This window comes from Novosphingobium indicum (assembly GCF_014645195.1).
In the GTDB taxonomy this organism is placed as follows: domain Bacteria; phylum Pseudomonadota; class Alphaproteobacteria; order Sphingomonadales; family Sphingomonadaceae; genus Novosphingobium; species Novosphingobium indicum.
The window spans coordinates 41,980-66,417 of the sequence record NZ_BMLK01000023.1; the positions used below are offsets into that span (position 1 = coordinate 41,980).

Here is a 24,438-nt window from a genome sequence, read left to right on the forward strand (position 1 = left end):
GCCGCCGCTCGCATCAGCCGAGCGGCGGCATCTCCGACCGACTTTCTGAGACGCTGAAAGTCCGCATCCGGCTGCGATCGAACAGCTTTTCCTCATCCTCGACGATCGTCGCCATTGTCGCCGGATCGCCCATCGCGGCAAAGCACGCATCGCGCGTGGCCGCGTCGGGAAAGTCGATTTCCAGGATCACGTCGAAATCCTGCTCCTGATCGATACCGTCGGCAGGTTCGATGAATCGGCGGGCATAGCGCGTGGCGTATCCGGCCAGGACTTTCTCGCCGATGAGACGGTGATTGTTCTCGTAATAGGCGCGGAAGTCTTCCCGGCTCATGCCTGCCCTGCGCTTGAGCAGCGAAATGCCCGTAACCGTCACGTCAGCCCGTCCAACCAACTGCGCGTTGCATCGAGCACCGCCCTGGCCCGAAGCGCGGGATGCGCAAACGCCTCTCGCAGGGCCGCGCTGCGAAGCTCGATGGAAAGCGGGATATTCTCGGGCAGCGCCGCTACCATCGCGGCCAGCGGCAGGACGCCCTCGCCGCACTGTTCGCGCAAATCGATGGCATCGGTGATTACGGCATCGAAGTCCGCCGGCTCCGGCCTTTCGCCGCGCGCATCGCAGATCTGCGCGTAGGGCAGCAGCGCCCGATCGATCGCCGCAATCTGGTCGATGCTCGTGCCCGAGCGGTCGACGTGGATCGGATCGATCAACACAGCCCGCAAGGGATGGCCGACCCGATCGAGAATGGCGAGCGCCTGCCTCAGGTCCTTCACTTCGGTGAATATCCCGAACTCCAGCGCGACGCGCATCCCCGAACCCTCCGCATGCCGACACAGCGCCGCCAGCTTGTCGGCCGTAGCGCCGTGATCGGGATCGGACGAAACGCATAGCACGTTGGCCGCGCCCAGTTCCGCCCCGACATCGATCACCTTGCGATGATCGTCGAGCGCGGAATCGGGCTTGATCCAGATGACCTCGACATCGAGCACCGGCAGCCCGGTGCCATTCAGCGCCGCGCGGGTCTCGCGGGTTGTCTGCGCCGTCCACTCGGACGGTTCGACCCAGAGGCCGACCGCGTCGTATCCCGCCGCTCTCCCCGCCTCGACGACGTCGACGGCGCCGAATTCGGGCAACACGCCCGATGCCAGCGAAAGCTTGTGCATGCGGCCCTCTCCCGGCTCGCGTTTCAGGATCACATCTTCGGTTCGGGCGTCGAAGGATCGTCTTCGAGATACCAGTTCAGCCATTCGTGGAAGAACTGGTTGCCGCGCTCGTTACGGCCGAACACCAGTTCGTCATGCGCACCGGATTCCAGCCCCTTCTGGATCTGCATGCCGATCACGTAGTCTTCCTCGTACGTGACGTCGCGGAAGAAGTTCATCGCCGCTTCCACGGCCTCGCGGTCGGCATCGTCCTTCACCGGCTCGCGGCGCAGGTAGTTGAGCACCGTGCGGTTCTTGTCGGGCGTCGGCCCCGGGAACAGCTGCGCGACCTGGGTGATCTCGGGCGCTACGAAAATGGACACGTTCGGGAAGAAGATGCGCACGAAGTCGTAGCCTTCATTCTCGCACTCGCCCCACTTCTCGCGCGGCACGTCCTTGAGCTGCTCGGCAATGGTGTGCTGCGGAAAGCCGATACGCATGTTCGGGCCGAAGCCCTCGTAATGCGTGGTATTCGAGGGCGTTCGCGGAAAGATCGTGTCCGGATGCAGCGACTTGAAGTGATAGCCTTCCAGATAGCCGTCGAAGGCGATTTTCCAGTTGGCGCCCTCGATCGTGCGGTTGCCGAGATAGGTCCAGTTGGCAAAATCCAGCGCCTCGAAGTCCTCAAGATAGCCCCGGAAGTAGGTATCGAGGTTCATCGGTGCGTTGGGCGTGAGACACACGAAGATCATGCCCGCGCGTTCTTCGCACGGCAGCTCGCGCAGCCCCATCTGCGACTTGTCGACATCGCCGAACGTACTCGCCTCCGCAATGCCGATCAGCTTGCCGTCTGCCCCGAACGTCCAGGAGTGGTACTTGCAGGTAAAGCGGGCGCAGTTGCCCTTGCCTTCGGCGACCGGCGCGCCGCGGTGCGAACAGACGTTGAGAAAGGCGCGGACCTTGCCCTGCTTGTCGCGGTTGATCAGCACCGGCATGCCGACCGCTTCCATCGCCTTGTAATCGCCGGGATTGGGCAACTCAGCGGTAAATGCCAGCATCAGCGGCGTACGCTTGAACACAAGCTCCATCTCGGCATTGAACTGGTCTTTGTCGGTATAGGTCTTCGACGGCACCCGCAGCGGCTTGTCGGTCTGGAAGGTCTTCTTGTTCTCGACGTAGTCGAGCATGATTTCTGCGACGTCGCCAAGCTGCTTCAAGCGGTCCACGGTCTTCTCCCGGATTTGATTTTTCGAAGGCAAGTCTGGGCGAACGGCCGATTGGCGGCAAGCTGAACAAGGTGCTAGTTCCTTCGGCAATCTTGGCACTTTGGACAGTTGGCCTAGCCTATCGATCAAGGGCACTCATGCGGCATGACGGAGAGGAAAAGCCCACCTTGGGCATGGCTTGAGATACCACCGCCGCATCTGGCCGCCTATGCCGGCACCGGCGTGTGGGACGAACGCACCATCGCCGAGCAGGCAACCGCGCTTGCCGAGGCCGATCCGGGTTTCGTAGCCCTGATCGAGGGCGATGAGCAGGTCTCGCGGGCACAGATCGTGGCCGATGCCGAAGCCTTGTCCGCAGCGATGCACGCCCGTGGGCTGCGACCGGGCGACGTGATCGCCTTTCAGGTTCCCAACTGGCGCGAGGCCATGGTGATCAACACCGCCGCAGCCATGTCCGGGCTGGTCGTCAACCCGATCGTGCCTATCTACCGGGACCATGAAGTCACCCTGATGCTGGGGGACTGCGGCGCCAAGGCCTTCTTCGTGGCATCCACATTCCGCAAATATGACTTCGCGGCAATGGCGACTCGCATTCGGGCGAACCTGCCCGAGCTGGATCATGTCTTCACCGTACGCGGTGAGGGGCCGGATGATTATGCCGCGCTGATCGCCGAAGGACGCGACATGTCCTTTGCGCGGCCCAAGGTCGACCCGCTCGGCGTGAAGATGGTGCTTTATACCTCGGGCACGACCGGCAGGCCCAAGGGCGTGCTGCACAGCCACGTCTCGATTGCCCGCATCCTTCGGGAAAGCGGCGACTACTGGGGTATTGCCCCCGGTGAGGCCACGCTTATGCCTTCCCCGGTCACCCATGTCTCGGGATACGCGAACGGCCTCGAAGCCCCGTTCATCTGCGGCACGCGCACTGTGCTGATGGAAAGCTGGAATGCCGAGGAAGCACTCGCGCTGATCGACCGGCACCAGCTCGTCGGCACAGTGGCGGCGACCCCGTTCCTAGTCGAGCTGGCTGCGGCAGCGCGCAAGGCAGGCAATCCCCTGCCAAGCTTCCGCTTCTTCGCCTGCGGTGGTGCAGCCGTACCCAACGACCTGATCCCTGCCGCCAATGCCGCGTTCGCCAACTGCCGCGCCTTTCGCGTCTTCGGTGCTTCGGAAGTTCCGCTGGTCACTTTCGGTTGGCCCAACGTCGAAACCCTAGCGGCCACAACCGATGGCGCCATCGTCGACTATGGCGTGCGGATCGTCGACTATGAGGACCGCGACCTGCCCGATGGCCAGGAAGGCGAAATCCTCGCGCGCGGCCCGGGGATGATGCTGGGCTATGCAGACGAGGCGCAGAGCCGTGAAGCGATCACGACCGACGGCTATTTCCGTACCGGCGATCTCGGCGTGCGCAGTCCGGAAGGCGCGATCACGATTACCGGCCGCAAGAAGGACCTTATCATTCGCGGCGGCGAGAATATCTCCGCCAAGGAAATAGAGGACGTGCTGCACGGCCACCCGCAGGTGCGCGAAGCAGCCGTAGTCGCCATGCCGCACGCTCGTCTCGGCGAAGGTGTATGCGCCTATATTCTGGCCGAGGGAGCGGCGCCGTCTGCACAGGATCTGGCGGCACATGTGGCAGCCAGCGGCCTTGCCAAGCAGAAAATCCCGGAACGCTTCGAGTTTCGCGAGGACTTCCCGCGTACGGCTTCGGGCAAGGTCCGCAAGGACCAGTTGCGCGCCGACGTGAAGGCTCTGGTGGAAGCCGCCGAAGCCTGAAACGAAATCGGCGGCGGCACCTTTCGATACCGCCGCCGCCCTTCCTCCCCAGGAAGTGCTTCAGATCCAGTTCGCTCCGGCAGCGTGGGCACCCGCGCGGCGGCCGAAATAGCTGCCCGGCCCGAGACTGAGGCCGCTGGCATAGGCCTTGCCCGAGCGCGGGATATGCGCCGCGCTGGCACCCACGACATAAAGGCCGGGTATCTCGTTCGACTTCAGGTCGAGCGCGCGGCCGACCTCGTCGGTCTTGATCCCGCCGAGCGTGATGAACAGATAGCTCGACTTATCGAAGCTGATATCGAACGCTGCAAACGCACCCTTGTTGAGCGGCTTGATCCAGTCGGGATGCTTGTGAAAGCGCGTGTCGACACCTTTTTCGGCATCGGCATTGTAGTCCGCCAGGGTCCGCACCAGCGAACCGGTCGGCAGGTCCAGCCCGGCTTCCATCTCCTCGATCGTTTCCCAGCCGTCGACCAGCGTATGATTGCTGAACGGGTTTTCGGGGTAGGCGAAGATTTCCTCGTCGAGGATCAGGTAGGCCGTCTGCCCCGGCTGCTCCATCACGAAATTCGCCAGACGGCCATGATAGACGTCCTCGGCCACGAAACACTCGCCGTTGCGGTTGACGATGATGCCCTTGATGAGCTGCGCGGGCGGATAGATCGAGGCCGTTGGGATTACCCCGTCCATCGCGATCGCATGGGCGCCCGCCGACAGGCCGAGCCGCACACCGGCGCCGTCGTTGCTGGGGATCGCCAGCGGTTCGCTGGTCTCGCTCAAGAGCGGCAGGTGTTCCTTCAGCAGCGGCTCGCACAGGTTGTGGCTGCCGCAGGCGATGATCACGCCGCGCCGGGCCTTGACGAAGAAGGTGCCGGTGGTCTGCTTGACCTTGACGCCGACCACTCGGCCGTCGTCGTCCTTCACCAGCGCGATCACGGCGCTGTCGTAGATCGCGGCGATGCCCTCGTCCTCGCAGCGCTGAATGAGCGGCTGCATGCCCGCTGCCCCCGCATTCTCGCCGGCGCCCGCCACCTTGTGCCCGCGCGGAGCCGGTCGCGCCGCTTCGCGATAGGGCCAGGCCTTTTCGTTGCCCGTCCACATCAGGCAAGTGGTATCCAGCAGGAACACCGCCTTGCCGCCGAAGTAGCTGCGTTCGAACGGCACGCCCTGCGCTTCCAGCCAGTCGAAATGCGCCTTGCTGTCCCTGCAGAACGCAAGCGCTGCATTGGGATCGAGCGGGTCGCAGCTGGCCATGAGGAACGCGGCCATCTGCTCGGCGTCGTCCTCGTAGCCCGCCGCTTCCTGTACCGCTGTGCCTCCGCCCAGATAGAAGATGCCGGACGACATGGCGCTTGCCCCGCCGCCGCCCGAAGCGCGCTCGACGATCAGCACGTCCGCGCCCGCACGGTGCGCCTCGAGCGCGGCGCAAGTGCCGGCGACGCCCTGCCCGGCGACGACGACATCGACCTCCCGCGCCCACTGGGCGACATCGGCCGCGGCAACAACTTCGGGTATCTCGGCGGCACTCATCCTGTTCAGCCCTCCATCGCCGCGGCCACGGCGGCGTCGATCTCGCTCTTCATCGGATTGCGCCGCAGCGTCAGCCCGCCGTTCACCTGCAGGTTCTCTCCGGTCATGAAGCACTCGTCGCTGGCGAGGAAAACGGCAGCGGCAGCGATGTCGTCCGAGGTGCCGATGCGGCCGAGCGGGTAGCCGGCCAGAAAGGCGTCGAACAGGCCGGGGACCTGCTTGGCGTCATTGGTCATCGGCGTATCGGTAAGGCCCGGCGAGATCGAGTTGGCGCGCACCCCTTCCGCGCCGAACTCGTGCGCGATGCAGCGGATTACGTGGTCGGCGCCCGCCTTGGTTCCCATGTAGGCCGCATGATCGTTGAGCATGATCGTGGCCGTAGCGGAGCTGATCTGGATGATCGAGCCGCCCTGCCCGCCCGCCGACCGCATCATCTTGCGCAGCATGGCCTGATAGAAATGGAACGGCCCGACGTACTGCAGCATCGTCATCGCCATGAGTTCCTCGTGCGTGGTGTCGAGGAACGGCTTGAGCAGGCCCCAGCCGGTGGCGTTGATGGCAATGTCGATCCCGCCCAGCTTGCGCGCGGCCTCGTCGGCGAAGGCATCGACGTTGGCCTGATCGATGATATCGCACGCGGCCCACTCGCATCCGTGCTGCGTGGCAAAGTCGGCCAGCGGGCCTTCCTTGCGGCCCGAGACAAGCACCTTTGCCCCTTCATCGAGGAACCGCGTGGCGATGTGCTGCCCCATGTTGTCCGGGCTGCTGGCGCCGAGAATGACCGCGCGCTTTCCCTGCAATCTTGCCATGTCGCTCTCCTGTCTTTTTGTCTGATAGGGACGGCTAGCACGGCAGGGATGCGTTCATTCCTGACCAAAAGTGTAGTGGTCCGGCTCGCCTCCAGGGTTGAAAGGGAGCATTCGCAAGAAACAGGAACACGATTCCGGTAACGGCAGAGGAACTGATCAATGGATCTCGGATTGAAGGGCAAGAAAGCCATCCTGCTTGGCGCCAACGGCGGCATCGGCCGCGTGGTCGCCCACACGCTGGCCAAGGAAGGCTGCGACGTCGCAATCTGCGGACGTAACCAGGACAAGGTCGACAAGGTCGTCGCCGAACTCTCCAAGATCGGCGTGAAGACCTATGGCGAAGCGCTCGACGTTTCCGATGCGGAAACCGTTCCCGCCTTTGTCGAGAAGGCAGCGGGTGAGCTCGGCGGCTGCGACATCTTCATCAGCTTCACCTCGGTCAATCCCGGCGAAGACACCGATGCCGCATGGGAAACCGTGCTGGGCACCGACATCCTCCCCATGCGCCGCGGCATCGCTGCTGCCCGCCCGTTCCTCGCCAAGTCCGAGGACGGATCGATCGTGTGCATCAGCTCAACCGGCGCCGTGGAAGAATTCATGGGCGTGCAGCCCTACAACGCGCTCAAGGCAGCGGTGATCAACTACAGCGCGGCGCTCTCGCAGGCACTGGCAGCAGAGGGTGTGCGCGCCAACTGCATCACCCCCGGCCCGGTCTGGACCGAGGACGGCCCCTGGCCGCAGATCAAGGAAGGCGCGCCCGAGTTCTTCGATCAGATCGTCGGCGCCATTCCGGCTGGCCGCATGACCACCGGCGAGGAACTGGCCAACGCGATCGTCTTCACCGCCTCGCCTGCCTGCAAGGCGATGACGGGCGCGAACATCGTGGTCGACGGCGCCTTCACAAAGCGCGTGCAATTCTGATCGACTGATCGATCCTTTTCCCACCCTCACACAGGGAATCTGGCGGCGGGTCCGGTTGGGCTCGCCGCTTTTTTTGTTAGGTAGAAGCCCGGCGCCAATCAGAAAAAGGCAATTGTGCCTGTTATTGACTTCAATCCCGCCTTTAAGCTGCACTTCCTATCACAAATGTCAGGTCAGAATGGGCGCTTTTCTTGACCTCGATCAAGCGCTGAAACGGGCTTTGTGAGATTTCCTCTCCAACGAAGAAACGGAGAGGCAAGAATGGCTGATTTCGATTCCCGCGACGATTTCCTTCCCGCCCGTTGTCCCGGCCCGGGCTGGGAAGACATTCTTGCTGCAGACGACATCGCACCGCCGGACTTCGTCGCGCAGGACCAGTACCGCTATCTCGGCTCCGAACCGATCGATGCGAAGCGCTATTACGATCCGGAATTCTTCGCGCTCGAGAATGAACGCATGTGGCCCCGCGTGTGGCAGTTCGCCGCGCGCGAAGAGGATCTGCCCGAACCGGGCGACTACGTCACCTATGAGAACGCCGGTCGTTCCTACCTGATCGTGCGGCAGGCCGACGGCGAAGTGAAGGCCTTCCACAATGTCTGCCTTCACCGTGGCCGCAAGCTCGCCACCAACAATGGCAATGCGGACCAGTTCCTGTGCCCCTTCCACGGCTTTTCGTGGAACCCGGACGGTTCGCTGCGCAACATCCCGTGCCGCTGGGACTTCGGCCATCTTTCCGACGAGAAGATGCAGCTTCCCGAAGCCAGCGTCGGTCGCTGGCAGGGCTACATTTTCGTGCGCGAAAGCGAAGAAGGCTCCTCGCTGGAGGAATTCCTCAGCCCGCTGCCCGAGTACTTCAAGCGCTGGAAGCACGAGGAATGCGTGACGGTCGCGTGGGTCGGCAAGGTCGTGAAGGCCAACTGGAAGATCACCATGGAAGCCTTCATGGAAAGCTACCACGCCTACGTCACGCACCCGCAGCTCATGCCTTTCACCGGCGATGCGAACGCGGCCTATCACGTTCTTTCCGACCATGTGAACGTGAACTACACGCCCTTCGGCGTCGTCAGCCCGCACATCTCGGAAAAGAAGCTTTCCGAGCAGTGGATCATCGAGGAGTTCGGCAAGTACAACGGCCGCTCCGCCGACAACTACGATGGCGAGGACGATGCCGGTGCGGTCGAGGTACCCGAGGGCCGGACTGCGCGGCAGGCGCTCGGTGAAGCGATGCGGGCCACGTCGCAGAAGATGTTCGGCGGCGACTACTCGCAGATCTCGGAAAGCGAGCTGCTCGACGCGCTGGTCTACAACGTCTTTCCGAACTTCGCGCCGTGGGGCGGGTTCATGCCCAACATCGTCTACCGCTGGCGGCCCTGGCCCGATCAGGACCACTGCCTGATGGAAGTGCGCGTAATCGCCCGCGTACCCGAAGGCGAGCCCCGCCCCAAGGGCGTGCCGATGCACATGCTGGGTGAGGACGAGGACTGGTCCGACGCGCCCGAACTCGGCGTGCTGGGCGGCGTGGTCGATCAGGACATGTCCAACATGGAACTGACCCACGAAGGCCTGAAAGTCTCGAAGAACCAGAGCGTGGAACTGGGAGACTATCAGGAAGTGCGCATCCGCCACTTTCACCAGACACTCGACACGTACCTGGCCGATTGAGGGAGCCCCCCGATGACCGAGAATTTCGACAAGTACGCCAACGCCGCCGAACGGATGCTCAATTTCGTTGAGACCCGAACGACCGATCAGGCGCCCGAGGTCTTCCATGTGCCCGTCACCAACTACCTCGACGCCAAGCGCTGGGAGCGCGAGAAGGAGCGCATCTTCAAGCGCGTTCCGCTGATGCTGGCGCTCACCATCGAGCTGCCCGAAGTCAACGACTACAAGGCGATGGACGTGATGGGCATGCCCGTCGTCATCACGCGCGCCAAGGACGGCAAGGCCCGCGCGTTCCTCAACGTCTGCAAGCACCGCGCCGCGCACCTTGCGCCCGAAGGCCGGGGCAACTGCAAGGCTTTCGCCTGCCCCTACCATGGCTGGACCTACGCCAACGACGGCAATCTTATGGGCATTGCCGAAGCGAGCACCTTCGGCGACGTCGACCGCTCCACCCTGAACATGACTGAACTGCCCTGCGATGAAGTGGCGGGCATGATCTTCGTGATCCTCACGCCAGGTCTGGAAATCGATGCCAGGGCTTGGCTGGGTGACATGTACGAGTACTTCGCCGACCTCGAACTGGAAAAGTGGTACTTCCACAAGAGCAAGGTCATGCACGGCGCCAACTGGAAGGTCGCCTACGACGGCTATCTGGAAGGCTATCACTTCCAGGCGGCGCACACGAACACGGTGGCCACCCGCTCGCCCTCAAACCGGGCGATCTACGAGGGGCACGGACCACACATCCTGATCGGCTTTCCGCAGAACGCGATCACCCGCCTTCACGACCTCCCGCGCGAGGACTGGGGCAAGCAGGAGAACAACGGCTACGATTTCATCCGCATGCTGTTCCCCAACTTCGCGCTCTTCCTAGCGCCCGAGATGTGCCAGTTCGCGCAGCTTTTCCCGGGGGATGCGCCGGATAAGAACGTAACCGTGATGAACTACTGCTTCCCGAAGAAACCCGAAACCGAGGAAGGCCTCAAGTCCCTCGACGAGATGTGCGACTTCTTCTTCAACGTCGTGGAGGAGGAAGACTATCTGCTGGGCCTGCAGGTCCAGAACGGGCTCGAAAGCGGCGCCATGACCCATCAGGTGTTCGGCCGCAACGAGCCGGGCAACCAGTTCTTCCACAAGTGGGTGGATTACTATCTCGACGAGACTGGCCAGACGCCTGCGCCGGTCATGAAGGGATAGGTCACGCACTCACCAGCTCTCCCAGCAAGGGCGGCGGGGCAACCTGTCGCCCTTTTGCTCTGTTTGAAGGGCTGCGTCAGAACGAGGCTGTCAGCCCGAGGCCCAATTGCCGGCGATGGTGAACAGGTTCTCCCGGCGCCAGGGCTTTCGGCCCCACGTCCGCGACGAGGCTGAGCATCGCGCCGCTCTCGGCAACGGGAACTTCCAGCGTCGCGCGCAGGCCGCGTGCCTTGGCCGGTTCCCCGTTGGTCATGCGGATGGCATCCGCTTCAAGCGAGCGTCCACCCCAGCCGCCCTGATAGAACACGTCGCCGCGCAGCCGCCAGTTTTCGCCCTGCACCAGAGCCAGCTCCACGCCCGCATATTGGGCCTTGGTCTTTTTGGGGAAAATCGAGGAGGACCGATCGAGCCGGCTCGTCGTTCCGGCAAAGGCGCTAAGGCCCAGTGCCGTATCCGTCCCCACATAATGCCAGGCAGCGAATTTCAGGTGGCGCGCGTGAATCTTCAGCCGCGTGGCGACAAGCGGCAAGCCATCCAGATGCAGTGACCGCAGCGAGACGTACTCCAGCCCCCACCCGTCGGTACCGCTGTCGTTGGCGAGGCTTCGCGTCTTGGCCTTGTTGATGATGGCCCGATCCGTCACCGACCAGGCAACGCTTGCAGGCATGGCGGCCTCCGCCGAAGCCCCGATGACACTCGCTTCCGCCGCAAGCGCCGGCGTAGAGCAGGCCTGAAGAGCCAGGCCCAGGACAATCAGGTTCAAGCGCATCGATCCAGCCTTCCCGCAGATGGACTTTGCCGTGGAATGCTGAACAGACGCCGCAGTCGGCCGATTACCTCAGTGTGTAACGCCGAACCGCGCTAGTTTCTTCAATGCCGTCCCATCGCGCCGCCATCGACCCATAGGCCATGTCCGGAGACGAAGCGCGCGGCCTTGCTGCACAGGAAGGCCACGACATCGGCGATGTCCTCTGGCCGGCCCAGACGCCGCAGCGGCGCCTTGTTTTCCCAGAAGGTCTGGTATTCGGGCATCTGCTCGAAAGCCGGGGCGGTCATGGGCGTGGCAATGGCGCCCGGCTGGACGCACGTTGCCGTAACCCCGAACGGGCCAAGCTCGGCTGCGACGGACTTGGTGAAACCGAGCACAGCATGCTTGGAGGCCGCGTAGGCGCACAGCCCCTCGTCACCATAGCTCGACGTCGTCGACCCGATCGTGACGATGCGCCCGGCCCCATGGGCCTTCAGATGCGGTGTCGCCTCGCGCACGAGCCGGAACACCGCGATCAGGTTCACATCCAGCACCCGCAGGAAATAGGCGTCGTCGTGACCTTCAAGCGGGTGAAAGGCGCTGACGCCGGCACAGGGTACGACGGTGTCGAGCCCTCCCATCGCCTCCACAGCCTCCGCGACAAGGCGTGTGTTTACGGCGTCTCGGGTCAGATCCGCCGTAAAGTCCACATCGCCCTGCACATCGGCCGTGAACACCTCTGCGCCGTCCGCAAGCAACTTTGCCGCGACAGCAGCGCCTATGCCCGATCCGGCACCGGTAACGATGGCACGGCGGCCATGCAGCCGGCCGCTCATGCGATCTTCAGCACGAGCTTGCCGGTATTGGCTCCGGTAAACAGCCGCATGAAGGCGGGATAGGCATTCTCCAGCCCCTTCTGCACGTCCTCGTCCATGCGCAGCTTTCCTTCGGCGAGCCACTGCGCCATTTGCGCGCCGCCTTCGGCAAAGCGCTCGGCATAATCGGCAATGAGAAAACCATGGATCGTCGCGCGCCGGGCCAGCACTTGCCACAGGTTACGCAGACCTACCTTCTCGGGCGCGTTGTACTCGCTGATCAGGCCGCACAGAACGATGCGGGCATGGTGCGCCAGGTTGAACACCTCGGCCTCCATCACCGGGCCGCCCACGTTCTCGAAGACCATGTTGGCGCCGTCCGGAGCCGCTTCGGCAATCGCCTCGACCAGAGCCTCGTGATCCTTGCCCTTGTAGTCGATGGCCGCATCGAAGCCGTAGTCATCGATCAGGCGGCGGCACTTTTCCGGTCCGCCGGCGATGCCGACGACCCTGCACCCCTTGATCTTGCCGATCTGACCTACCGCCGAGCCGACCGCACCCGCCGCGCCCGAGACCAGCAGCGTTTCCCCCGCCTGCGGCTGCGCCACTTCCAGCAGGCCGAAATAGGCCGTGAGCCCCACGGCCCCCAGTGCCGACAGATAGTTCGAAGGCGAGGCGACCGCATCGGCATCGATCGGCATGGTGAAGCCGCCGGGGGAGGCGACCGAATAGTCCTCGAGCGCGTTCAGCCCCATGACCCACTGCCCGACGGCAAAGTCCGGATTGTCCGAGGCGTGCACTACACCCACCGTCGTCGCCCTTACCGGATCTCCGAGCGGGATCGGCGGCATGTAGCTTTCCGCATCGTCCATCCATCCGCGCTGCGCCGGATCCAGCGACGCAAAACGGTTACGGACCACGATCCCACCGGGGGGCGGCGCAGGAATTTCGCTCGATTGCAGAGCAAAATCGATTTCTTCCGGGGTGCCTTCGGGTCTGCGCATCAGCAGGAAACGCCGGTTTTCAGACATGTCATCTCTCCATCGCGATTGCAGACGTTCCTCGGCAATCACATTTCTCGCCGCACCTGATCATAGTGGCAGGTCTGTTTCTCGACGAAGCGTTGCATAACGGCGATGCAATTTACAGCGGTCTCGAAAAATCGAGCCGCAAGGGAGGATATCTGATGGCATCCGCACGTTTTCGCGGAGCGTGGGTTCTTGCGCTCTGCACCACCGCCTTCTGCGGCTTTTCCGTTCCGGCCATGGCTCAAGACAGCGCCGAGACAGCTGCTGTCGACCCGAATGAAATCATCGTTTCGGCACGCCGCCGCGACGAGACGCTTCAGGACACGCCGATCGCCATCACCGCGGTCGACGCCTCGATGCTGGAAAACAAGGCGGCCGTTAACATCGGCGATCTCCAGGGCGCCGCTCCGGGCCTGCTGATCACCCAGCAGAACTCGGGCGCACAGGCCGCCAACATCTCGATCCGCGGCCTGACCTATGCCGACGTCGAGAAGTCCCAGACGCCGACCGTCGGTGTGGTTGTCGACGGTGTGACCATCGGCACCAATACCGGTCAGTTGCAGGATGCCTTCGACATCGCCCAGATCGAGGTTCTGCGCGGTCCGCAGGGCACGCTGTTCGGCGCCAACACCATCGGCGGTGTCATCAGCATCACCCGCACCAAGCCGACCATGGAACCGGGCGTGAAGGCCGAACTGACCTACGGCCGCTGGAACACATGGTCCGCCAAGGCCATTCTCAACTACGGCGATGGCGAAAACTGGGGCATCAAGGCCTGGTACTTCCACAACGAAACCGACGGCTTTTACTACAACAAGACACGCGACACGAGCGCCGGCTGGAGCAAGGGCGACAGCTACGGCGCCAGCCTGATCTACAAGCCCATTGGTTCGGCCTTCGACGCCCAGATCACCGTCGAGAACGTGGAGCAGACCTTCGACCCGGTGGTCAGCAACCTTGCGAACAGCAGCGAAGTGTTCTGCGCATTCGAGCCCGCCGAAGAGTGCAACCGCAACACCACGACCGACCTCTACACGACGTTCGGTGCGGCCGCGACGAGCGACTACAACGCCCCCAACGCCACGCTGCAAATGAACTTCGATCTGGGCGACGTAACGCTCACCTCGATCACCGGCTGGCGTCACAGCCGCGAGAAGCAGACGCAGGATTTCGACGGGTCGTCCGTCGACCTCTACTATGTCGATCGCCGCCAGCACTACACCCAGTGGAGCCAGGAACTGCGCGCTGCCGGCGGGCTGTTCGACGGCTTCGACTACGTCGTTGGCGCGTTCTTCTTCGACTCGAACTACGACCTGACCCAGTGGTCCCGCGTGTTCGGCTTCTCGCCTGACGTTCCGCCCACGGAATTCGACCAGAACCCGCAGATGGTCGAAGGCAGCACCACCAGCTATGCCGTGTTCGGCGACTTCAACTGGGCCTTTGCCGACAAGTGGCGCCTCTCGTTCGGCGGTCGCTGGTCGCACGACAACAAGAAGCTGACCAACAGCTTCGGACAGCTCGGCCTGATCGGCACCGGTGACGCGAACTTCAGCAAGTTCACTCCGAAGGTGGGCATCGACTATCGCCCCAACAACGACACGATGCTCTACGCCAGCTGGTCGCGCGGCTATCGTTCGGGCGGCTTCAGCCCGCGTGCGGCAACGGCAGAAACCGCGAGCACGCCGTTCCAGCCCGAGACTGTCGATGCCTATGAAATCGGCGCCAAGCTGTCGCTGTTCGACCGCAGGCTCGATCTCAACCTCGCCGGCTACATTTCCGACTACAAGGACATGCAGCAGAACCTGACGCTGCCGGGGGGCCCGACGGGCAACCAGACGATTACCGGCAACGTTCCGGGCGGCGCCATCATCAAGGGCATCGAGTTCGACGGCTCGCTGCGCGTTTCCTCGCGCCTGCGCCTCACCGCATCGGGCGCCTACATGAAATCGCACTTCCGCAACTTCATCACCGATGGCGTCTATGGCACCCAGATCGTGCCGTTCGACTACTCCGCGAACCGCCTGATCTACGCGCCGAAGTTTACCGCCTCGCTGAATGCGGACTACGAAGTGCCGACCAGCTTCGGTTCGGTCGCAGCGACCGCCGGATGGCGCCACATCAGCCCGTATGACGAGCAGATCTCCGCCGCGTCGCTGACGCCGATCACCGACGGTTCGGGCAATGTCACGCAAGTCATCGTCAATGGCAACGACCCGCGCGTGCGCACGACCACACAGGACCTCGTCGACGCGAGCCTGACCTTCAACTTCGATCTGGGAGACAAGGAAGCCTACTTCCGCGTCTTCGGCCGCAACCTGGCGAACGAGAAGACCACCACCCACGCCTTCACGGTGGCCGGACTGTGGTCGTTCGGCATGGCGCTCGAGCCGCGCACCTACGGTGCGACGATCGGCTTCAGGTACTGATCGACCACCCCGACCGGGAGACCGTCGATTCTTCAAGGGGTGTGCGGCTCTTCTCTCTCGCCGCACATCCCTTTTCTTTTGTGCATCAACCATTTGACCAAGGAGCAAGCAGATGGGCCGTCTCGAAGGCAAGATCACTCTGGTAACCGGGGCCGGCAATGAGCGGGGCCTGGGCGCAGCGACCGCGCAGCGCTTTGCCGAAGAAGGCGCGTTCGTTTACCTGACCGATCTAGACGCGGCCGGTGCCGAGGCCGTTGCCGACAGCATCCGCGCTGCCGGCGGCAAGGCGGAGGCGCTAGTCCAGGACGTCACCAGCGAGGCGGATTGGGACAAGGTGTTCTTCGCCATCGAGAAAGGCCACGGCCGGCTCGACGTGCTGGTCAACAACGCCGGTATCGCAATCCTGAAGCCGCTGACAATGCTGACCGCAGCCGACTGGGAAAAGCAGAACAGGGTCAATCTGGACAGCGTGTTCTACGGCACCAAGCGCGCCGTCGAGCTGATGCGCAAGGTCGGCCATGGCGGATCGATCATCAACCTCTCCTCGATCGGCGGCCTTGTCGGTGTGCCGGCCTGCGGTGCCTATGGGGCAGCCAAGGGCGGTGTGCGGATATTTTCCAAGGTCGTGGCCATGGAGTGCGCGGCCGAGGGCATTCGCTGCAACTCGGTTCACCCCGGCATGATGGAAACGGCCATGCAGGATGTCGCCCGCCGCGACAATCCGGAAGGGTTTAAGGAAATCGTCGCCAGCGTGCCGATGAAGCGGCTGGGCACCCCGCTCGACATTGCCAACATGAACCTGTTCCTCGCCTCCGACGAGGCGAACTACGTGACCGGCGCCGAATTCACCGTAGATGGCGGTGTGACCGCGATGTAATCGCTCAGGTGGAGGGGGCCACCCAGCGGATGGCGTTCTCCACCAGCTGCCGATAGTGCGGGTTGTCGTAGGCCGATGGTCCATCCCCCGGCTGGAGATAGACAAGCCTGCTGTTCACCACCTGACGCGTCCAGCCGATGAGGTCGCTTCCGGGCGGGTGTTCCCACCCCTCGCGCGCATACATCTGCCCCTGCACCGCAAGATCGGCCGAATAGAACCGGTCGCGCGTGAACGGTATGTCCGCGCGCAGCAAAGGCTCGACGTCGTCGACGAAGACTTGCGCCAGATAGGGCTCATCGGTCAGCGTAAAGCGCTGCGGCAAACCTGCCGTGACCGGATGATCCGCCAGAACCTCCGCCTCGTAGGTGACCTCATGGGCATACCCGCTGTCAGGCACGGGCGCGCCCCGTACCTTGCCGGGATGGTAGAGGAACTGTCCGCCCATCCATTCGTGATATTCGGGCCAGGTCGGCCAACCCGCCAGCGCATGATGCAACGCGACGACGCCCTTGCCTGCCTCGAACAGCGCGCGCATGCCGAGCGAGAGGTCCTGCGGCGGTTCAAGATAGGCCGGAGCGCCCTCGCCCGCCTCGAAATCGAGACCGGGCATGTCGTAGAGCACGAGCACGTCGAAGCCGCGCATGCCCTCCGGATTCATCAGGCTGGCGGCAGCGGGCTGATCCACCATTGTCGCACTGATGCCGTCCATGGCCTGAAACAGCGCATCAAAGGCGGTGCGGTCGAACGGATGGCCACGAACAGCGACGAGACATTGCAGCGGCGCGCGGTGATGAATGATCGGCATCAGAGCTTTACCAGCACCTTGCCGATGTTCTTGCCCGTCAACATACGCTCATAGGCCGTCAGGACATTCTCGATCCCCTGCGTCTCATCGAAATGCATGGTCAGGTTCCCCGCATCGAGCCATTCGCGCAGTTGTGGCATGAACTCAGCACCGCGTTCGAGGAAGTCGGGGATGAAGAACCCTTCGACGCGCAACCGCCGCATCAGGATCTGGTCGAAGCGGGCCGGGCCCGGCATCGGCTTGTCGTTCTCGTAGCCGGCGATCATCCCGCAAATGGCAATCCGGCCGTAGTGCGCCATGTTGGGCAGCACGGCATCGAGAATGGGACCGCCGACATTGTCGAAAAAGGCATTGATGCCGCCATCTATCGTCGCGAGGCGCCCCTCGACGTCCTCATTTCGATAGTCGATCGCCATATCGACGCCGATCTCATCGGTCAGAAAGCGGCACTTTTCCGGGCCGCCAGCGATGCCGACCACCCTCGCGCCCAGTATCCGCCCGATCTGGCAGGCCAGGCTTCCGGTCGCCCCGGCAGCGGCCGATACGGCGAGCCACTCTCCCTCTTTCACGCGCGCCACTTCTTTGACGCCGACGTATGCCGTCCAGGCATTCATGCCGAGCGCGCCGAAGTGCTGCCGTAGATCGGATACCGTATCGTCAACGCACTCCAGCCCGGCGAGTGCAGGCGAAACGACGGCTTGTTCGGCCCACTGTCCGAAGCCGCGCACCAGGGCGCCCAAGGGAAAGCCGGGATCGTCGCTCTCGATCACACGGCCCAGCACCAGCCCCACCATCTTCGAGCCCAGAGGAAGCGGCGGCTGGTAGCCATCGGTACGCGGGCTCATCCACATCCGGGTGCCGGCGTCCATCGAAAGCCACTCGACTGCGACGCGCACTTCGCCGGCCTGCAGGGCTGCCGGTTCTTCTTCGCACAAAGTCAGGGCCTGCGCGAAGTTGGTATTTCCCTCGGGATGGCGATCAAGCCGCCAGTATCGATAGCCAGTCATTCAACTCTCCTTGCAGGCATCGTCGTCTGCGCAGGCGAGCGCGCCACCTAATCAATCTGATAGGGCTAGCCCTTTACACAGTCCGCAACCGGGAAAGCCCCCGCGTAAGGGGCCGCTTAAGACAAGAAGTCATGGGAGGTATCTGAAATGCGCGTCTCGAAATCTGTGTTGCTGGCAGGCACTGTTCTGGGAATGTCGGTGGCAGCAGCCCCTGCCCTGGCGCAGGAGGCAGCTCCGGACCAGGCCAGCGCAGGTCAACAGGGCGGCGTTCAGGAAATCGTCGTCACAGCCCGCAAGCGTCAGGAATCGGTTCAGGACGTGCCGGTCGCGGTTTCCGCCATTTCCGCCGCGGACATCGTCAACCGCGACGTGACCAGTGTCGAGAAGATCGCTGCGATCACGCCCCAGTTCAACGTGGGCCGTGCTTCCAACGGTTCGGGCGCGCAGTTGACCCTTCGCGGCATCGGCTCTTCGTCGACCTCGATCGGCATCGAACAGTCGGTCGCCGTCGTCGTCGACGGCGCCTACTACGGTCAGGGCCGCGTGATTCAGGAAGGCTTCTTCGACCTTGCCCGCGTGGAAGTGCTCAAGGGCCCGCAAGCGCTGTTCTTCGGCAAGAACGCGACCGCGGGCGTGATCTCGATCACCACCGCAGACCCGACCAGCGCCCCAGAATTCATGATGAAGGGCGGTTACGAGTTCAAGAGCCAGCAGTACCGCGTCGAAGGCTATGCCTCCGGCCCGCTGACCGACACGCTCGGCGTGCGCGTCGCGGCCCGCTATTCCAAGATGGACGGCGGCTACTACCGCAACGTTTCCCAGGATATCTATTACAGCGAAGTGGACGCAGCGAGCCTCTTCGCCGGCGGTAACGGCGATCCCACCTCGCACCTTGCGAAGCCCGCTCCTCGCAAGGCGCCCGGCGAGGAGGAATTCCTCGCTCGCGGTACTCTCAAGTGGGAACCGACCAGCCGCCTGACCGTCAGCCTCAAGGGCAGCGTCGACGTCAATACGGTCAATAATTCCTCGTGGAACTACGTTGCCTATGCCTGCGGCAACGGCTCGACCTCGCAGCTCAACGGCTATGAGTGCGACAAGGACTTCGTTTCACACCAGAACGACATGCCCGCAGACATCGCGGTCAACTATCCCTATGCGAAGAGCGACGGGTCGCTGTACAACAAGTACCGCTCGGCCGCCGGCACGCTCAACGTGCAATACGACGCCGATCTGCTGCAGATCTCGTCGGTCACAAACTACCAGTGGAACAACAACCGCTGGGCCTGCGCCTGCGACTTCCAGTCGGCGGATTCCTCGAATGGTATCGGCGCCACCTGGGCCACCGAGAACTCGTCTTGGAAGGCCTTCAGCCAGGAACTGCGCGCGCTTACCCAGTTCGACGGCCCGTTCAACATGATGCTCGGCGCTCTCTACCAGAAGACCAAGCGTGATTTCGAACAGTACGTCATGTTCGCCGGCGTTTCGAACTCGGCGGCGCCCGACGGTTTCGAATATGTCGCGACCGCCAAGTCGAGCTATACCGAGGGCGAGACCATGGCCATGTTCGGCCAGGCAACCTTCAAGATCCTGCCGACGCTCGAACTCGCGGGCGGCGTCCGCTATACGGACGAGACGAAGAACAGCTTCTTCACGCAGCCCTACAACAACCCGCTCGTGACCACGATCTTCCGCGATCAGAACGATCCGGACGGGCTGGGCGAAGTTTACGCCCGCCAGCACTTCACCAACTGGTCGCCCGAAGCGACGCTGACATGGAAGCCGGCGCAGGACATCATGGTCTATGGCGCCTACAAGACCGCCTACAAGTCCGGCGGTTTCTCGAACGGCGGCATCAACTCCAAGTTCTCGGCCAATCCGCAGGGTGACCTCACCTTCAACCCGGAACAGGCCGAAGGCTTCGAAATCGGCTTCAAGTCCACGCTGCTCGACCGCCAGCTGCGTTTCAACGTCACGGCCTTCACCTACAAGTACAAGGACCTGCAGGTCGACTTCTTCAACTCGCCGATCTTCGCCTTCCAGACGTTGACCGCCGATGCCCGGACCAAGGGCGTGGAAGTGGACTTCCAGTTCGCGCCCTTCGCGGTGCCGGGCCTCGATATTCACGGCTCGATCAACTACAACAAGGCGCGCTACACCAGCTTCCCGCTGGCACCATGCTATGCTGGCCAGACGCCGACCGAGGGCTGCACTCTCGCCGGCAACACCCGCCAGAACCTTACCGGGGCCCCGCTCTCGGTCGCGCCGGAATGGACCGGAAGCCTGGGCCTGGGTTACCAGACACCGATCAGCGACGCGCTCAAACTGGGCATCAACGTCGACAGCAAGTACTCGGACAGCTACCTCGCTTCGGGCTTCGGCAATCCGCTTTCCAAGCAGGACAGCTACGTCACGATCGATGCGGGCATTCGGGTCGGCGCGCACGACGACAACTGGCAGATCGCGCTGATCGGCAAGAACCTGACCAACCAGTTCTATGTCACCGGCGTGGTCGATGGTCCCTCGACCGGCAGTGGCACCGGCACGGCCGCAGGCGTCAAGGCCGACCAGCTCGGTTTCGGCAGCCTGCCGCGCACGGTCATGGTGGAAGTCACCAAACGTTTCTGACGCTTGCCTGATCCCGAAAGGGTCGCATGAGGGCGGGGCTTTGGCTCCGCCCTTTTTGCTGCCCCCCACCCTTCGCGAACAGGGCGACCATCTCGATCGCCCATGCAAAAACCCCGCCACCGGTGTCGGTGACGGGGCGTTAGCAATCTCGCTATCGATAGGGTATCAGCAGCCCTTGGGCGAACGCTGACGGTGAATGTTCCGGAAAGAGCGCGACTTGAAATACCAGCTGCCGCCGATCTTCACGCAGGTATCCTCGTAAAGGCCGCGATCGCGAACGGTCTCGTCCTCCTGATCATAGACCTCGGTGGTGTAGCTACGGATGGTCGCGGTATCGCCGTCGATCTCGATCGCTCCCGGCCATGCCTCGAACATGATGCCGGGATAGGCCTTCATGGCCTCTTTCCACATGGCGACGATGGCGCCGCGCCCTTTGGTAGTGCCGATCTCGGGATAGTCGGGCAGCGACCATTCCGCATCCTCGGCCCAGGTGGCGCCCCAGTCTTCGGCGTCGCGCCGAGTCACGGCGTCGGCATAGGCCTCAAGAAGTTCGCGGATGGCCAGACGGTCCTCGAACGGGCCGGTGAATGTCATAACGTGATCTCTCCCGTGGTTGTTTCGATACATGGTAGGCTGCGCGCGCGGCGAGCGAACCTGTCACAGGTGAGAGGGATCAGGTTGCTACAGGGCGCTCGTTCGGCCCCGGCGGCGTATCGGGAACGGCCACTTCGATAGTGCCCTCGCTAATCCGCACCTCGAATCGGCGAAGATCGGCATAGGCACCGCCGATGCAGCGCCCGGTCTTCACTTCGAAGCGGGCGCCGTGAAGCGGGCACATGATCGCCCCGCGCCGGACGCGGCCCGGAGACAGCAATGCCGCCTGATGGGTACATCGGTCGTTTACAGCACTGAAGCCGTCCTCACCGCGCACGACCAGCACGCTCCAGCCGCCCAGTTGCTTCGCCAGCTTGCCGTCCTCGGGGAACTCCGCTTCAGCGCAGAGCGAGAGCCAGATTGTCGTGTCGGTCATATCCGGACCAGCGTTTTGCCGATGGTCTTCCCGCTCATCAGATCGATGAAGGCTTCGGGCAGCTTCTCGAACCCATCCCGCACATTGGCCAGCGGCCTGAGCTTGCCCTCGGCAACCCAGCCATCGAGTTCGGCCTGCGCCTGCCCCAGCAGCTCGGGATAGTCGAACGTGATAAAGCCCTGCATCTTGATGCGGTTCACCACGAGCTGCCACAGCGTCTTCACGCCATAGGGGTGATCGGCATCATTGTACTGGCCGATCATGCCGCACACCGCGACGCGGCCGTGCAGGCGCATCAGCGGCAGGATCGCTTCGAGCATCTCGCCGCCGACATTGTCGAAATAGACGTCCACGCCATCGGGCGCGACCTTGGCGATCTCGGCTGCAATGTCCGGCGTGGCGCGGTAATCGATCGCGGCATCGAAGCCGAGATCCTTGACGACCTGGACCTTCTCAGGGGACCCGGCAATGCCGATGACGCGGCAGCCCTTGGCCTTGGCAATCTGGCCGACGGTAGAGCCGGTGGCGCCGGCCGCGGCGCTGACGACTACGGTCTCGCCCGGCTTCGCTTCGCCAACCGCGAAAAGACCGACCCACGCGGTGAGCCCGACAGGCCCCAGCGCGCCCATGTAGTGGTGCAGATCGACGCCGGGTTGCGGATGGACTTTCTCGATCCCCCAGGCGTCGCCCGAGAGGACATAGTGATCCGACCAGTGTGCAAAGGCGCGCACGAATGTTCCGACCGGATAGTCCGGATTGTTGGATTCCACCACTTCGCCAAGCGACATCCCGTTGATCGGAGCGCCCAAGGCTACCGGCTCGATATAGCTCGGCCGATCATCGAGAAACCCGCGGATCGCCGGATCGACCGAACCGACCCGCATTGCGACGAGGAATTCGCCCTCTCCCGGCACAGGCATTTCCGCCTCTGCCAATTCGAAGTCTTCCAGCTTCGGCACGCCTTCGGGGCGCCGCGCCAGCAGGATCTGTTTAACCTTTCCCATGCGTCCTCTCTAACGCTGCCTTCGCAAGGCGCAGGCTATTCGAATAGCTAGGTTCGGCAATCAGCCGCGCTTGCCACTATCGCCATCGATAAAGAGAGGAGCCCGAACCAGCCATGACCATGACCCCCGAAGAAATCACCGCCTTCGTCGATCGCCTCTATGCCACGACCGGCGTGGGGAATTGGGAAGCTGCAGCCGAGATGCTGACCGACGACTTCGTCGCGCACGAGGCCGACGGATTGCCGATGGCCGGCAAGTTCCGCGGCAAGAACGGCCTCAAGGACCTCTACGGCAAGGTCATGGGTATGGTCGACGTCGTTGCGCTCGAGCGCTCGGCACTGCCGGTCAGCGAAGACTGCGCCATCGCCGTGCTGACCATGCGCTTTGCCGATCCAGAGCTGCAGCCCGTCGAACTGTGCGAAATGTTCCGCTTCCGCGACGGCAAGTGTTGCGAGATCAAGCCCTATTACTTCGATCCCGCGCCGTTCCTCGCGGCCTGCGAAGCCAAGAAGGCTGCCGCCTGAGGCAAGCGGCAGGCATGGCAGGCGTCACACCCTGCCGTTAGGGTCCATCGCATTATGAAAGCAGTGCACTACAGCCGCAACGGCGGCCCCGAAGTCATGGAATACGGCGACCTTCCCGATCCCGAGGTCGGTCCCGATACCGTGCTCATCGCCGTCGAATGGATATCCATCGAGGGTGGAGATCTTCTCAACCGGCTGGTGAGTCCGCCGCCGCAGACGCCGTTCATTCCCGGCTATCAGGCCGCCGGCACGGTGAAGGCCGTGGGCGAGGCCGTGACCCGTTTCCAGCCGGGCGACCGGGTGCTGGGTTTCAACTGGAACGGCAGCCATGCCGAACTGTTCGCCGTGCCCGAGCGCTATGCCTATCCGGTACCCGAAGGCATGGACCTGCGACTGGCCGCGACGATTCCCGTCGCCTTCGGCACCGCGCACGACTCGCTGTTCGAATACGGCGAGATGAAGCCCGGCGATTTCGTGCTGGTGCAGGGCGCTGCCGGAGGGGTCGGGCTCGCCGCGGTACAGTTCGCGTCCAAGGCAGGTGCAACGGTGATCGGAACGGCATCGAGCAAGGCTCGTCTCGACAAGATCGTCCCTTTCGGCCTGCACCATGGCATTGACTACCGCAACGAAGACATCGCCGCGCGCTGCAAGGAAATCACCGGAGGCAAGGGCGTCGATCTCGTGCTCGATCTCGCCGGCGGCCAGGGCAAGGATGCCCTCCTGCGCGCCGTCAAGCCGCATGGGCGCTACGCCGTGATTGGCGCAGCAACCGGTACCCTGCCCAGCTTCAGCTTCTTCGAACTCATCCGCAAGGCGCTTCACGTCGTGGGTATTTCCTTCGGACGCGACATGCATACGCCGCGGGTCCACGCCCTGCTCGCCGATATCACCCGGCAGATGGCAAACGGCGAGCTTCAGATGCCGATCGCGGCCGAATATGCACTTTCGGATGCCGTGGAAGCGCACCGGTTCGTGGCGGACGGGCATCCCTTCGGCCGCGTGCTGATGAAGGTCGGCGGCTGAACGCCGCATCCTGAAACGGAAAAAGCGCGTGGTCTGCGCTTAACCATGGCGGCGGCTCCGCGCAGACCACGCCGGCAGCGTCCACAGAGGCGGAAGCGTACCGATAGAGAGGCAAGTCGTCCCATTCCTTGTTCTCGATAGGAAAGGCGCGAAACGCACCGGAACCGGATCAGATTTCTCGCAGCTGGAGACCCGCAAAAACCGGGTTGGGCAAGGCTTGGGAGCCTGACGACGGAGATGCCGATGCTGCCGGACGCTGTGG

Annotated in this window: 22 protein-coding genes; 9 read left to right on the top strand and 13 right to left on the bottom strand. The window is 63.3% G+C overall.

Annotated features, from left to right (window positions below; genetic code table 11):
• Window positions 1-13: 13 nt before the first annotated feature.
• From IEX64_RS19345 to IEX64_RS19355, 3 genes are read right to left on the bottom strand one after another with little or no spacing between them, the layout of a single operon-like run.
• Window positions 14-373, bottom strand: coding sequence for an EthD domain-containing protein (locus IEX64_RS19345; protein WP_188822340.1), 360 nt, complete (start codon window positions 371-373; stop codon window positions 14-16).
• On the bottom strand, window positions 370-1,161 hold the full coding sequence (locus IEX64_RS19350) for a sugar phosphate isomerase/epimerase family protein (RefSeq protein WP_188822343.1): 792 nt from the start codon (window positions 1,159-1,161) through the stop codon (window positions 370-372). The genes IEX64_RS19345 and IEX64_RS19350 overlap by 4 nt, the downstream gene beginning before the upstream one ends.
• 29 nt (window positions 1,162-1,190) lie before the next feature.
• Window positions 1,191-2,327: an aromatic ring-hydroxylating oxygenase subunit alpha gene (locus IEX64_RS19355; RefSeq protein ID WP_188822392.1), complete on the bottom strand. Its 1,137-nt coding sequence runs from the start codon at window positions 2,325-2,327 to the stop codon at window positions 1,191-1,193.
• 183 nt (window positions 2,328-2,510) lie between these two features.
• Here IEX64_RS19355 and IEX64_RS19360 point away from each other — a divergent pair, with 183 nt between their 5' ends.
• Window positions 2,511-4,145, top strand: a complete 1,635-nt coding sequence (locus IEX64_RS19360; protein ID WP_188822346.1) for an AMP-binding protein — start codon at window positions 2,511-2,513, stop codon at window positions 4,143-4,145.
• A gap of 60 nt (window positions 4,146-4,205) precedes the next feature.
• Here the strand turns inward: IEX64_RS19360 and IEX64_RS19365 are convergent, their stop codons facing one another.
• Together IEX64_RS19365 and IEX64_RS19370 are read right to left on the bottom strand one after the other, a co-directional pair.
• Window positions 4,206-5,675, bottom strand: a complete 1,470-nt coding sequence (locus IEX64_RS19365; protein WP_188822348.1) for an FAD-dependent oxidoreductase — start codon at window positions 5,673-5,675, stop codon at window positions 4,206-4,208.
• A gap of 5 nt (window positions 5,676-5,680) precedes the next feature.
• Complete coding sequence (locus tag IEX64_RS19370) at window positions 5,681-6,484, bottom strand: SDR family NAD(P)-dependent oxidoreductase (protein WP_188822350.1); 804 nt, start codon at window positions 6,482-6,484, stop codon at window positions 5,681-5,683.
• A 159-nt stretch (window positions 6,485-6,643) separates the two neighbouring features.
• Between IEX64_RS19370 and IEX64_RS19375 the strand changes: the two genes are divergently transcribed.
• The 3 genes from IEX64_RS19375 (at window position 6,644) to IEX64_RS19385 (ending at window position 10,264) form a co-directional block, all read left to right on the top strand.
• A complete protein-coding gene (locus IEX64_RS19375) occupies window positions 6,644-7,405 on the top strand; it encodes an SDR family NAD(P)-dependent oxidoreductase (protein WP_188822353.1) in 762 nt (253 codons plus the stop codon).
• Between the two features lie 261 nt (window positions 7,406-7,666).
• Window positions 7,667-9,067, top strand: a complete 1,401-nt coding sequence (locus tag IEX64_RS19380) for an aromatic ring-hydroxylating oxygenase subunit alpha (protein WP_188822355.1) — start codon at window positions 7,667-7,669, stop codon at window positions 9,065-9,067.
• Between the two features lie 12 nt (window positions 9,068-9,079).
• The gene (locus IEX64_RS19385; RefSeq protein WP_188822357.1) at window positions 9,080-10,264 is read left to right on the top strand and encodes an aromatic ring-hydroxylating oxygenase subunit alpha; all 1,185 of its coding nucleotides are present in this window, start codon (window positions 9,080-9,082) and stop codon (window positions 10,262-10,264) included.
• Between the two features lie 76 nt (window positions 10,265-10,340).
• Here IEX64_RS19385 and IEX64_RS19390 read toward each other — a convergent pair whose 3' ends face one another.
• From IEX64_RS19390 to IEX64_RS19400, 3 genes are all read right to left on the bottom strand, one after another.
• Window positions 10,341-11,027: a hypothetical protein gene (locus tag IEX64_RS19390; RefSeq protein WP_188822359.1), complete on the bottom strand. Its 687-nt coding sequence runs from the start codon at window positions 11,025-11,027 to the stop codon at window positions 10,341-10,343.
• Window positions 11,028-11,134: 107 nt separating this feature from the next.
• On the bottom strand, window positions 11,135-11,848 hold the full coding sequence (locus IEX64_RS19395) for an SDR family NAD(P)-dependent oxidoreductase (protein ID WP_188822361.1): 714 nt from the start codon (window positions 11,846-11,848) through the stop codon (window positions 11,135-11,137).
• Window positions 11,845-12,858 (bottom strand): NADP-dependent oxidoreductase, encoded by a 1,014-nt coding sequence (locus IEX64_RS19400; protein WP_188822363.1) that lies wholly within the window; start codon window positions 12,856-12,858, stop codon window positions 11,845-11,847. The genes IEX64_RS19395 and IEX64_RS19400 overlap by 4 nt, the downstream gene beginning before the upstream one ends.
• A 155-nt stretch (window positions 12,859-13,013) precedes the next feature.
• On the opposite strand from IEX64_RS19400, the gene IEX64_RS19405 reads away from it, so the two are divergent.
• Together IEX64_RS19405 and IEX64_RS19410 are read left to right on the top strand one after the other, a co-directional pair.
• Window positions 13,014-15,281 (top strand): TonB-dependent receptor, encoded by a 2,268-nt coding sequence (locus IEX64_RS19405; RefSeq protein WP_188822365.1) that lies wholly within the window; start codon window positions 13,014-13,016, stop codon window positions 15,279-15,281.
• 112 nt (window positions 15,282-15,393) lie between these two features.
• Entirely contained in the window at window positions 15,394-16,158 is a 765-nt protein-coding gene (locus IEX64_RS19410; protein WP_188822368.1) for an SDR family NAD(P)-dependent oxidoreductase, read from the top strand.
• A 4-nt stretch (window positions 16,159-16,162) separates the two neighbouring features.
• On the opposite strand, the gene IEX64_RS19415 is transcribed toward IEX64_RS19410, so the two are convergent.
• Together IEX64_RS19415 and IEX64_RS19420 are read right to left on the bottom strand one after the other, a co-directional pair.
• Complete coding sequence (locus IEX64_RS19415; RefSeq protein WP_188822370.1) at window positions 16,163-16,963, bottom strand: ThuA domain-containing protein; 801 nt, start codon at window positions 16,961-16,963, stop codon at window positions 16,163-16,165.
• On the bottom strand, window positions 16,963-17,970 hold the full coding sequence (locus IEX64_RS19420; RefSeq protein ID WP_188822372.1) for an NADP-dependent oxidoreductase: 1,008 nt from the start codon (window positions 17,968-17,970) through the stop codon (window positions 16,963-16,965). The genes IEX64_RS19415 and IEX64_RS19420 overlap by 1 nt, the downstream gene beginning before the upstream one ends.
• Window positions 17,971-18,117: 147 nt before the next feature.
• Here IEX64_RS19420 and IEX64_RS19425 point away from each other — a divergent pair, with 147 nt between their 5' ends.
• The gene (locus IEX64_RS19425; protein ID WP_188822374.1) at window positions 18,118-20,595 is read left to right on the top strand and encodes a TonB-dependent receptor; all 2,478 of its coding nucleotides are present in this window, start codon (window positions 18,118-18,120) and stop codon (window positions 20,593-20,595) included.
• 165 nt (window positions 20,596-20,760) lie between these two features.
• On the opposite strand, the gene IEX64_RS19430 is transcribed toward IEX64_RS19425, so the two are convergent.
• The 3 genes from IEX64_RS19430 to IEX64_RS19440 form a co-directional block, all read right to left on the bottom strand.
• Window positions 20,761-21,189 (bottom strand): nuclear transport factor 2 family protein, encoded by a 429-nt coding sequence (locus IEX64_RS19430; RefSeq protein WP_188822376.1) that lies wholly within the window; start codon window positions 21,187-21,189, stop codon window positions 20,761-20,763.
• A 79-nt stretch (window positions 21,190-21,268) separates the two neighbouring features.
• Window positions 21,269-21,625, bottom strand: coding sequence for a Rieske (2Fe-2S) protein (locus IEX64_RS19435; RefSeq protein WP_188822378.1), 357 nt, complete (start codon window positions 21,623-21,625; stop codon window positions 21,269-21,271).
• Window positions 21,622-22,629 carry an NADP-dependent oxidoreductase gene (locus tag IEX64_RS19440; protein WP_188822380.1) on the bottom strand — a complete coding sequence of 336 codons (1,008 nt, stop codon included), beginning with the start codon at window positions 22,627-22,629 and terminating at the stop codon, window positions 21,622-21,624. The genes IEX64_RS19435 and IEX64_RS19440 overlap by 4 nt, the downstream gene beginning before the upstream one ends.
• A 113-nt stretch (window positions 22,630-22,742) precedes the next feature.
• Here IEX64_RS19440 and IEX64_RS19445 point away from each other — a divergent pair, with 113 nt between their 5' ends.
• Both IEX64_RS19445 and IEX64_RS19450 read left to right on the top strand, forming a co-directional pair.
• The gene (locus IEX64_RS19445; RefSeq protein ID WP_308422617.1) at window positions 22,743-23,153 is read left to right on the top strand and encodes a nuclear transport factor 2 family protein; all 411 of its coding nucleotides are present in this window, start codon (window positions 22,743-22,745) and stop codon (window positions 23,151-23,153) included.
• Window positions 23,154-23,207: 54 nt separating this feature from the next.
• Window positions 23,208-24,176 (top strand): quinone oxidoreductase family protein, encoded by a 969-nt coding sequence (locus IEX64_RS19450; RefSeq protein WP_188822382.1) that lies wholly within the window; start codon window positions 23,208-23,210, stop codon window positions 24,174-24,176.
• Window positions 24,177-24,438: the final 262 nt, after the last annotated feature.

Coding starts and splice junctions, on each gene's coding strand:
- IEX64_RS19350 (WP_188822343.1), bottom strand. CDS start 1,161: ATGCACAAGCTTTCGCTGGCATCGGGCGTGTTGCCCGAATTCGGCGCC.
- IEX64_RS19355 (WP_188822392.1), bottom strand. CDS start 2,327: ATGCTCGACTACGTCGAGAACAAGAAGACCTTCCAGACCGACAAGCCG.
- IEX64_RS19360 (WP_188822346.1), top strand. CDS start 2,511: ATGACGGAGAGGAAAAGCCCACCTTGGGCATGGCTTGAGATACCACCG.
- IEX64_RS19365 (WP_188822348.1), bottom strand. CDS start 5,675: ATGAGTGCCGCCGAGATACCCGAAGTTGTTGCCGCGGCCGATGTCGCC.
- IEX64_RS19370 (WP_188822350.1), bottom strand. CDS start 6,484: ATGGCAAGATTGCAGGGAAAGCGCGCGGTCATTCTCGGCGCCAGCAGC.
- IEX64_RS19375 (WP_188822353.1), top strand. CDS start 6,644: ATGGATCTCGGATTGAAGGGCAAGAAAGCCATCCTGCTTGGCGCCAAC.
- IEX64_RS19380 (WP_188822355.1), top strand. CDS start 7,667: ATGGCTGATTTCGATTCCCGCGACGATTTCCTTCCCGCCCGTTGTCCC.
- IEX64_RS19385 (WP_188822357.1), top strand. CDS start 9,080: ATGACCGAGAATTTCGACAAGTACGCCAACGCCGCCGAACGGATGCTC.
- IEX64_RS19395 (WP_188822361.1), bottom strand. CDS start 11,848: ATGAGCGGCCGGCTGCATGGCCGCCGTGCCATCGTTACCGGTGCCGGA.
- IEX64_RS19400 (WP_188822363.1), bottom strand. CDS start 12,858: ATGTCTGAAAACCGGCGTTTCCTGCTGATGCGCAGACCCGAAGGCACC.
- IEX64_RS19405 (WP_188822365.1), top strand. CDS start 13,014: ATGGCATCCGCACGTTTTCGCGGAGCGTGGGTTCTTGCGCTCTGCACC.
- IEX64_RS19410 (WP_188822368.1), top strand. CDS start 15,394: ATGGGCCGTCTCGAAGGCAAGATCACTCTGGTAACCGGGGCCGGCAAT.
- IEX64_RS19415 (WP_188822370.1), bottom strand. CDS start 16,963: ATGCCGATCATTCATCACCGCGCGCCGCTGCAATGTCTCGTCGCTGTT.
- IEX64_RS19420 (WP_188822372.1), bottom strand. CDS start 17,970: ATGACTGGCTATCGATACTGGCGGCTTGATCGCCATCCCGAGGGAAAT.
- IEX64_RS19425 (WP_188822374.1), top strand. CDS start 18,118: ATGCGCGTCTCGAAATCTGTGTTGCTGGCAGGCACTGTTCTGGGAATG.
- IEX64_RS19430 (WP_188822376.1), bottom strand. CDS start 21,189: ATGACATTCACCGGCCCGTTCGAGGACCGTCTGGCCATCCGCGAACTT.
- IEX64_RS19435 (WP_188822378.1), bottom strand. CDS start 21,625: ATGACCGACACGACAATCTGGCTCTCGCTCTGCGCTGAAGCGGAGTTC.
- IEX64_RS19440 (WP_188822380.1), bottom strand. CDS start 22,629: ATGGGAAAGGTTAAACAGATCCTGCTGGCGCGGCGCCCCGAAGGCGTG.
- IEX64_RS19445 (WP_308422617.1), top strand. CDS start 22,743: ATGACCATGACCCCCGAAGAAATCACCGCCTTCGTCGATCGCCTCTAT.
- IEX64_RS19450 (WP_188822382.1), top strand. CDS start 23,208: ATGAAAGCAGTGCACTACAGCCGCAACGGCGGCCCCGAAGTCATGGAA.